Source organism: Nocardioides sp. P4_G10, from assembly GCF_056401175.1.
Genome location: NZ_JBFUJV010000035.1, coordinates 24,055 through 32,663 on the forward strand (window position 1 = coordinate 24,055; position 8,609 = coordinate 32,663).

General features: G+C 72.1%; 9 protein-coding genes. 1 reads left to right on the plus strand and 8 read right to left on the minus strand.

Annotation, left to right across the window (positions count from 1 at the left end; genetic code table 11):
- Positions 1 to 219: 219 nt before the first annotated feature.
- A complete protein-coding gene (locus AC1DP1_RS22445) occupies positions 220 to 1,314 on the plus strand; it encodes an LOG family protein (RefSeq protein ID WP_477508724.1) in 1,095 nt (364 codons plus the stop codon).
- Here AC1DP1_RS22445 and AC1DP1_RS22450 read toward each other — a convergent pair.
- The 8 genes from AC1DP1_RS22450 to tsf form a co-directional block, all read right to left on the minus strand.
- The gene (locus AC1DP1_RS22450) at positions 1,292 to 2,509 is read right to left on the minus strand and encodes a glycosyltransferase family 4 protein (protein WP_477508725.1); all 1,218 of its coding nucleotides are present in this window, start codon (positions 2,507 to 2,509) and stop codon (positions 1,292 to 1,294) included. The genes AC1DP1_RS22445 and AC1DP1_RS22450 overlap by 23 nt on opposite strands.
- Positions 2,510 to 2,614: 105 nt before the next feature.
- Positions 2,615 to 3,751 (minus strand): dual-specificity RNA methyltransferase RlmN, encoded by a 1,137-nt coding sequence (gene rlmN / locus AC1DP1_RS22455; RefSeq protein WP_477508726.1) that lies wholly within the window; start codon positions 3,749 to 3,751, stop codon positions 2,615 to 2,617.
- Between the two features lie 55 nt (positions 3,752 to 3,806).
- The gene (locus AC1DP1_RS22460) at positions 3,807 to 4,154 is read right to left on the minus strand and encodes a hypothetical protein (RefSeq protein WP_300045724.1); all 348 of its coding nucleotides are present in this window, start codon (positions 4,152 to 4,154) and stop codon (positions 3,807 to 3,809) included.
- 84 nt (positions 4,155 to 4,238) lie between these two features.
- The gene (locus AC1DP1_RS22465; RefSeq protein WP_477508727.1) at positions 4,239 to 5,018 is read right to left on the minus strand and encodes an SDR family oxidoreductase; all 780 of its coding nucleotides are present in this window, start codon (positions 5,016 to 5,018) and stop codon (positions 4,239 to 4,241) included.
- 23 nt (positions 5,019 to 5,041) lie between these two features.
- Positions 5,042 to 5,941, minus strand: coding sequence for a phosphatidate cytidylyltransferase (locus tag AC1DP1_RS22470; RefSeq protein WP_477508728.1), 900 nt, complete (start codon positions 5,939 to 5,941; stop codon positions 5,042 to 5,044).
- 12 nt (positions 5,942 to 5,953) lie between these two features.
- Complete coding sequence (gene frr / locus AC1DP1_RS22475; RefSeq protein WP_477508730.1) at positions 5,954 to 6,508, minus strand: ribosome recycling factor; 555 nt, start codon at positions 6,506 to 6,508, stop codon at positions 5,954 to 5,956.
- 63 nt (positions 6,509 to 6,571) lie between these two features.
- The gene (gene pyrH / locus AC1DP1_RS22480; protein WP_477508729.1) at positions 6,572 to 7,291 is read right to left on the minus strand and encodes a UMP kinase; all 720 of its coding nucleotides are present in this window, start codon (positions 7,289 to 7,291) and stop codon (positions 6,572 to 6,574) included.
- Between the two features lie 224 nt (positions 7,292 to 7,515).
- Positions 7,516 to 8,328 carry a translation elongation factor Ts gene (gene tsf / locus AC1DP1_RS22485; RefSeq protein ID WP_378543346.1) on the minus strand — a complete coding sequence of 271 codons (813 nt, stop codon included), beginning with the start codon at positions 8,326 to 8,328 and terminating at the stop codon, positions 7,516 to 7,518.
- Positions 8,329 to 8,609: the final 281 nt, after the last annotated feature.

The following is an 8,609-nucleotide window of genomic DNA, read 5'->3' on the forward strand; positions in this document are numbered from 1 at the left end:
TCGCCCGCGTGGGCCCGGCCAGATCGAGTGGTCCCGCGGCTGAGGAACGAAGCCGCGTCAGGACCCGTACCGAGATCTGAGCCGGGCTGGCGCCGGCGTCGTCAGGGGTTGTCAGGCTCTTCCATAGGTTGTCGGCCCGTGCACGGCCTGACAACTCCAGCGATCCCCGGTCAGCCGGGGATCGCTGGAGCACGACCGCGGGCAGCCTAGGTTGGCCCCGTGAAGCACTCCCACGGACGTGTCATCGACGTCACGACCCTCCCCGACCTCGACCGCAGGCTCGCCGCCGGCGCCCGCTCGCTCGCCGGGTGGCGCGTCGTCGGGCTGGACCTCACCGAGCGCGGGGCAGCGCTGCTCGAGAGGTCGCTCGGCGGGGCGCTGTTCCTCGGCTGCGACTTCACCGACGGCGACGACGACGTCGTACGTCGTGCCGGTGCGATCGTGCTGCCCGAGATCCCCGGCATCCCGGTCGACACCTACCGGTCCACGCTCTACTCCCCCGGCGACCTCTACGACGCCCCGCGCTACCACGACACCCTCGACGCGCGGACCTACGCCTGGTCGCGACGCGGCACCAGCCCGGAGGACACCCTGGCGATGGCGCTGCACGACCACCACGTCGACACGGCCCTGGCGGCGTGGGTGGCCGGCCGTGACCTGGTCGGCGTCATGGGCGGTCACGCGCTCGAGCGCGGGAGCCCGGCGTACGCCGCCGCGGCGCGCCTCGGGCACGCGCTCGGCGACCACCTCACCGTGGCCACGGGCGGCGGTCCGGGCGCCATGGAGGCGGCCAACCTCGGCGCGTTCCTGCCCGAGGGCCTCGACGACGCACTGGGACGCCTCGCGACGGTGCCGTCGTTCCGGCCGGACGTGGGTGCGTGGGCGCGGGTCGCCCTCGACGTCGTGGGCGCGACCTCGGGCGGCCGGGAGTCATTGGGCATCCCGACGTGGCACTACGGCCACGAGCCGCCCAACGTCTTCGCCACCGCGATCGCGAAGTTCTTCGCCAACGCGCCGCGCGAGGCGCTGCTGCTCGAGGTGTGCACCGGGGGCATCGTCTTCCTGCCGGGCGCCGGTGGCACCGTGCAGGAGATCTTCCAGGATGCCTGCGAGAACTACTACGCCGGCCAGAGCGCCGTCGCACCGATGGTGCTGCTCGGCCGGCGCTACTGGACGGAGGAGCTGCCGGTGTGGCCGCTGCTCCGGGCCCTCGCCGCCGGTCGGGCGATGGAGCCGCACGTGCACCTCGTCGACACCGTCGAGGAGGCCGTGCAGGTCGTGCGGGAGACGCTCAGCCGGCGCGGCGACGGGTGACGGAGGTCCGGCTGACGTCGCGGTAGTGGTCCACCAGCAGCTCGTTGACCGCCTGCCACGTCCGGCCCTTCACGCTCTGGCGGGCGGCGAGCGCCATCCGGCGCCGGAGCACGGGGTGCGCCACCAGCCGCTCGACGTGGGCCACCAGGTCCGCCGCGTCACCGGGCTCGTAGAGGTGCCCGGCGACGCCGTCGGGCACGACGTCGATCGGCCCGCCGGACCGCGGTGCGACCACGGGCACCCCGCTGGCCAGCGCCTCCTGGGCCGACTGGCAGTAGGTCTCGTGGCGCCCGGTGTGCACGAAGACGTCGAGCGTGGCGTGGGCGCGCGCGAGCTCCTCGCCGTGGAGGACGCCGAGAAAGGCCGCGTCCGGCAGCAGCGCCCTGAGCCGGGCCTCCTCCGGCCCGCCGCCGACGAGCACGAGGCGCACGCCCGGGAGCCGGTCGACGTGGGCCAGCAGCTCCAGCTCCTTCTCCGCGGCCAGCCGGCCGACGTACCCGACGAGGAGGCGGCCGTCCGGGGCGAGCACGGCGTGGAGGGCCTCGTCGCGGCGCGCCGGTGCGAACAGCTCCTGGTCCACGCCGCGTGGCCAGCGGGCGACCGCGTGCACGCCGAGCCCACCGAGCTGCGCGATGCTCGCGGTGGAGGGCGCCAGCGTGCGGTCGACCCCCTGGTGGATCCGGCGGGTGAGCGCCCCCATCGCCCGCGCGCCACCCGGGACGCCGTACTGCTCCGCGAAGCCGACCAGGTCCGTCTGGTAGATCGCGACCGTGGGGATGCCGAGCGATCGCGCCGCCCGCGCCGCCTGCAGGCCGAGCGCGGCGGGTGAGGCGATGTGCACGACGTCGGGCCGGAACCGCTCCATGGTGGCGCGCAGCCGGCGCCGCGTCTCCAGCCCGATGCGGAAGTCGGCGTAGAACGGCAGGCTCGCGCCGCGGGCGAGGGTCACCGGGAAGCCGGCGTACGTCGCGGGGCCGGTCGGCGCGACCAGCTCGGCCTCGTGCCCCTCGGCCGCCAGGTGCTCCAGCACCCGGCGCACGGAGTTGGTGACGCCGTTGACCTGGGGCAGGAACGACTCGGTGAGGACGAGCACGCGGAGCCGCCCGGAGCGGGCAGGAGCCGGTCGGTCGGGCGCGAGGGGGACGACGGTGGCCGGGACGGTGCGGCTGCGACGCCGCCTCTCGAGCAGGTCCATGCCCCGGACGCTAGGAAGGTCGCCGCAACGCACGACCCGCCGCGGACGGACGACACGTGAACGGACCGCGACGTCTCGGCGGTGGTGCCGGGACTGCTCCTCGTCCTACTCCTTCGCGGCGAGCTGGCCGCAGGCACCGTCGATCTCACGCCCGCGGGTGTCGCGGACGGTCGTCGGGATGCCCTTCGCCTCGAGCCGGCGGACGAACTCGCGCTCGTCGGCCGGGTCGGACGCCGTCCACTTCGAGCCCTCGATCGGGTTGAGCGGGATCAGGTTGACGTGCACCCAGCCCCAGTCGCCGTAGGAGTTGAGCACGTCGCCGAGCAGGTCGGCGCGGTGGGCCTGGTCGTTGATGCCGCGCATCATGGCGTACTCGATGGAGACCCGGCGCTTGGTGACGCGGGCGTAGTCCCAGGCCGCCTCGACGGTCTCGGCGACCGAGAAGCGGGTGTTGATCGGCACCAGCTCGTTGCGCAGCTCGTCGTCGGGTGCGTGCAGGCTCAGCGCGAGCGTGACGGGGATGCCCTCGTCGGTGAGCTGGCGGATGCGGGGCACGAGGCCCACGGTCGAGACGGTGATGCCGCGCGCGCTCATGCCGAGGCCTGCCGGCGAGGGATCGGTGAGGCGACGTACGGCCCCGACGACCGCCTTGTAGTTGGCGAGCGGCTCGCCCATGCCCATGAAGACCACGTTGGAGACGCGACCGGGACCGCCGGGGACCTCGCCGCGCGCCATCGACCGGGCCCCGGCCACGACCTGCTCGACGATCTCGGCGGTCGACATGTTGCGCTGCAGACCGCCCATGCCGGTGGCGCAGAACGGGCAGGCCATGCCGCAGCCGGCCTGGCTGGACACGCAGACGGTGGCCCGCTCGGGATAGCGCATCAGGACCGACTCGACGAGGGCGCCGTCGAAGAGCTTCCAGAGCGTCTTGCGGGTGGTGCCCTTGTCGGCCTCGAGCGTGCGCAGCGGCGTCATCAGGTGGGGCAGCAGCGCCGCGACGAGGTCGTCGCGCTGGCCGGCCGGGAGGTCGGTCATCTCGGCAGGGTCGTCGACGAGCCGGCCGAAGTAGTGGGTGGAGAGCTGCTTGGCCCGGAAGCCCGGCAGCCCCATCTCCTCCAGCAGCGCCTTGCGGCCCGCCTCGTCGAGGTCGGCGAGGTGGCGCGGCGGCTTCTTGCGCCCGCGTGGCTCGTCGAAGACGAGGGGCAGGGTCTTGATGGGCTCGTGCGTGGATTCGGACATCGCGCCGATTCTCCCACCCCGACGGTCGACGGGGCCATTCAGCGGCTCGGACGGGTCAGGCGTCGGCCATGAAGTAGAGCACCAGGGAGGCGACGCCGCCCACGACCAGGGCGGTGACGACCATGCCCACGAACATGAACTGAGCGAACCGCCGGGTCTTGCGCTTGATCAGCATCGCGATCGGCAGGGCCAGGGCGAGGAGCACGAACGGGAACAGCTGCTCGGACGTGTCGTGGTCGAAGAGCAGCCGGAGCAGCCCTGCGAACGCCCCCGGCAGGGCGGTGACGAAGAGCATCCCGGCGAAGAAGCCGGTGATGCCCGCGAACGTGGGGTGGCTGTGGTGCCACCACTCGAAGTGGCGTTCCTGCGACGCCTCGTGCGCCTGCTGCTCTTGCGTCTCCACACCACCAGCCTAGGCGCTCGGCCGCCACGCATCGCGCGGGGCGCGCGGTGGCAGGGAGGTCCGTCCGGGCGGCAGGCGCCGCGGTCAGGCCAGGAACTCCCGGGCTCCCCGCAGCCGGGTCGACAGCAGCGCCGCCGCGCGCGAGGAGTCGAGGCGTACGTCGACGGGGCCCGGCACGGCCAGCGCCGCCCGCGTCGTGGCTCGCAGCACATCGGCGTCGAGGCCGTCGCGACGCGCGATGAGCCGGCCGAGCTCGTGCCGGCTCATGCCGTCGGCCCCGGCCACGTGCAGGACGCCCTGGGCGTCGCCCTCGGCGAGCTCGACGAGCGCGCGGGCGAGGTCCTCCACGTGGACCGGGCAGCGGCGCTCGTCCTCGAAGAGGGCGCCGTCGGCGCCGGCCGCCAGTCGTCGGACGAGCTCCTCGTGCTGCGACGCGCCGTCGCCCAGGATGAGCGAGGTGCGCGCCACGACAGCGTTGTCACAGGTGTCGAGGACCGCGCGCTCCGCGGCCACCTTGGCCTCGCCGTAGGGCGAGACGGGGTCCGTCGGTGCCGTCTCGTCGTAGGGGCGGTCGGAGCCGCCGAAGACGACGTCGCTGGAGACCAGCACCATCCGGGCGCCGTGCCGGGCGGCCGCGCCCGCCACGTGGGCCGCACCGTCCGCGGTGACCGCCCGGTCGGACTGGACGTACGCCGTGTGGACGATCGCGTCGGGCTGGTGCCGCTCGACCAGCGACTCCACCGCCGCAGCGTCTCGCACGTCGGCGTCCGCGGACCCCACGGCGACGACCTCGTGGCCCGCCGCGGCCGCAACGACGTACCGCCCGAGGTAGCCGGTGCGGCCACCGGTGACGAGCAGGCGCATGGGACGTCCCGTCGCAGGGCTCGTCAGAAGACGAGGTAGTAGAGGACCAGCCAGATCGGGGCGACGGTGGCCAGCAGCGAGTCGAGCCGGTCCATCAGGCCGCCGTGGCCGGGGATGACCTGGCTCATGTCCTTGATGCCGAGGTCGCGCTTCATGACCGACTCGCAGAGGTCGCCCAGCGTGGCCATCACCGCGGCAATGACCCCGAGGAGGACGCCGACCCACCAGTCGCCGCCGAGGAACGACGTCACCAGCCAGACACCGACCGCGATGGTGGCGACCATCGATCCGGCGAAGCCCTCCCACGACTTCTTGGGCGAGATCACGCGGGCCATCGGGTGCCGGCCGAAGAGGACGCCGGCGATGTAGCCGCCGGTGTCGGAGGCGATGGTGATGGCGATGAAGGTGATGACGCCGCGCACGCCCGCGTCGTCGAGGTCGAGGCCGAATGCGGGGGCGGTGCCGCCCTCGCCGAGCAGCAGCGCCACGAAGGACGCCAGGAACGGCACGTAGATGAGGGTGAAGACCGACGCAGTGGCGTTCATGACGTAGCCGTCGACGCCGCGCCTCAGCAGCCACAGCATGATGACCAGCGCGGTGACAGCGGTGGCGGTGACCAGCGCCGGTGCGCCCCAGACGTAGGCGACGACGACCATCACGACGCCACCGAGCATCAGGGGTTGCTCGGGGATGTCGATGCCCTTGGCGGCCAGCCCCTGGTGCAGCTCCCAGACCGCGACCACGACGGCGACGGCCACGATGCCCATGAACGCGGGCTTCCAGAACAGCAGCGACAGCAGGATCGCCGCGACGAGGACGACCGCCGAGATGACGGCAGCCCGCAGGTCTCGACCGGCGCGACCGTGGTCCTTGGGTGCGTTCGGTTGGGGGGCGGGCGCCGCCGGAGGATCAGGAGTGGTCATCGGCAGGGTGGCTCAGACCTCGAGCAGCTCGGCTTCCTTGTGCTTGAGGAGGTCGTCGATCTTGTCGGTGTGGGTCTTGGTGACCGCGTCGAGGCGCTTCTCCGCACCCGTGACGTCGTCCTTGCCGACCTCGCCGTCCTTCTCGAGCTTCTCGAGGGCCTGCTTGGCGGTGCGGCGCACGTTGCGCACCGAGACGCGGCCGTCCTCGGCCTTCGACTTGGCGAGCTTGATGTACTCCTTGCGGCGCTCCTCGGTCAGCTCGGGGAAGACGCAGCGCAGCACCTTGCCGTCGTTGGCCGGGTTGACGCCGAGGTCGGAGTCGCGGATGGCCCGCTCGATGTTGCCCATCGCGCCGATGTCGAAAGGCTGGATGAGGATGGTGCGGGCGTCCTGCGAGGAGAAGCTGGCGAGCTGCTGCAGCGGGGTCTGGGTGCCGTAGTAGTCGGCCGTGATCTTGGCGAACATCGCCGGGTTGGCACGGCCGGCCCGGATGGCGGCGAACTCCTCGCGCGTCGCCTCGACGGACTTGCCCATCTTGGCGTCGGCATCGTTCATGACGTCGTTGATCACGGTTGCTCTCTCTCCTCGTACGTCGTGGTGCTGGTGGCGCAGGCAGGTGGGGCGGGCCGGTCAGGCCGTGCTGCTCACCAGCGTGCCGATCTTCTCACCCCGCACCGCCCGCCCGATCGTGCCCGGGGTGGAGAGGTTGAAGAAGACGATGTCCATCCGGTTGTCGCGGGCCATGGCGATGCCGGTCGCGTCGGCGACCTTGAGGTCGCGCGCGAGGTACTCGTCGTAGCTCAGCTGGTCGAACTTCACCGCGTCGGGGTTGGTCTTGGGGTCGGAGTCGTAGACCCCGTCAACGCCCTGCTTGCCCATCAGGATCACCTCGCAGCGCGTCTCCAGCGCACGCTGGGCGGCGACGGTGTCGGTGGAGAAGAACGGCATGCCGGCGCCGGCACCGAAGATCACGACGCGACCCTTCTCCATGTGCCGGATGGCCCGGCGCGGGATGTAGGGCTCGGCGACCTGGCCCATCGTGATGGCCGTCTGCACGCGCGTCTCGACGCCGTGCTTCTCGATGAAGTCCTGGAGCGCGAGGCAGTTCATGACCGTGCCGAGCATGCCCATGTAGTCGGCGCGGGCCCGCTCCATTCCGCGGTGCTGGAGCTCGGCGCCGCGGAAGAAGTTGCCACCGCCCACGACGATCGCGATCTGGACGCCCGACTTGGCGACCTCGGCCACCTCGCCGGCCGTGGCATTGATGACGTCGAGGTCCAACCCCACCGCACCTCCGCCGAACACTTCACCGGAGAGCTTGAGCAGGACTCGCTTGTACGCCACGTGCATCCCTTCACAGCCAAACTGGGTGGGTCATCCGAAACCTACCGGACCGGACGGGGGCCGACGAACCCGGACTGTCCACGCGGGCGGGAGGCGTCGTACGAGCGGTGGCTGAGCCACCTTTCCGACGTCCCGAGGGTGGGTGGGGCACCACCGCCACCGTAGGTGCGACGAGGGGCCGTACGCGGTGTGGCGTACGACCCCTCGTCGGTGATCGGGTGAGGCGTGGCTCAGGCGCCGACCTCGAAGCGGGCGAACCGCTTCACGGTGGTGCCGGCCTCGTCGAGGACGGCCTTGACCGACTTCTTCGACTCGGTGACCGACTCCTGCTCGAGCAGGACGATCTCCTTGAAGAACCCACCGAGGCGACCCTCGACGATCTTGGCGATCGCCTGCTCGGGCTTGCCCTCCTCGCGGGTCTTCTGCTCGGCGATGGAGCGCTCGGACTCGACGACGTCGGCCGGGACCTCGTCGCGGGTGAGGTACTGGGCCTTCATCGCGGCGATCTGCATCGCGGCGGCGCGGGCGGCAGCCTCGTCGCCCTCGAACTCCACGAGCACGCCGACGGCGGGCGGGAGGTCGGCGGCACGCTTGTGCATGTAGGTGACGGTGGTGCCGTCGAAGTAGGCGACCTCGCCCAGCTCGATCTTCTCGCCGATGGTGATGGCCAGGTCCTCGACGACCTCGCCGACGGTCTTGCCGTCGAGCTCGGCCGCCTTGAGGGCAGCGGTGTCGGTGGCCTTGACGGAGTCGGCGACATCGGCGATCTGCTGCGCCTTGGCGATGAAGTCCTCGTTCTTGGCGACGAAGTCGGTCTCGCTCTTGAGCTCGACGAGGGCGTTGCCGGAGGTGGCGACGAGGCCTGCAGCGGTCTCACGCTCGGCGCCGCGGGCGGCGGCCTTGGCGGCACCCTTGACGCGGAGCAGCTCGACGGCCTTGTCGAAGTCGCCGTCCGCCTCGGTCAGCGCCTTCTTGCAGTCCATCATCCCGGCCTGGGTCAGCTCACGGAGCTTCTTGACGTCGGCGGCGGTGAAGTTGGCCATGGTCCTTCTTCCTTTGATCCAGGGGTTCGCGGGCCGGCTCGAGGCGAGCCCGCGGTGGGTGGGACGACGCGGGGCGCCGGCCGCGGACGTGAGCCCGCGGCCGGCGTACCTGCTCAGTCCTTCTTGTCGGCCTCGGCCTCGGCGGGCGCCTCGGTGGCGGCGGCCTCGGTCTCGGCGGGCGCCTCGGCGGGGGCCTCGGTGGCGGCCTCGGCCTCGGCGGGCGCCTCGGTCGCGGTCTCGGCGGGCGCCTCGGTCGCGGTCTCGGCGGGCGCCTCGGTCGC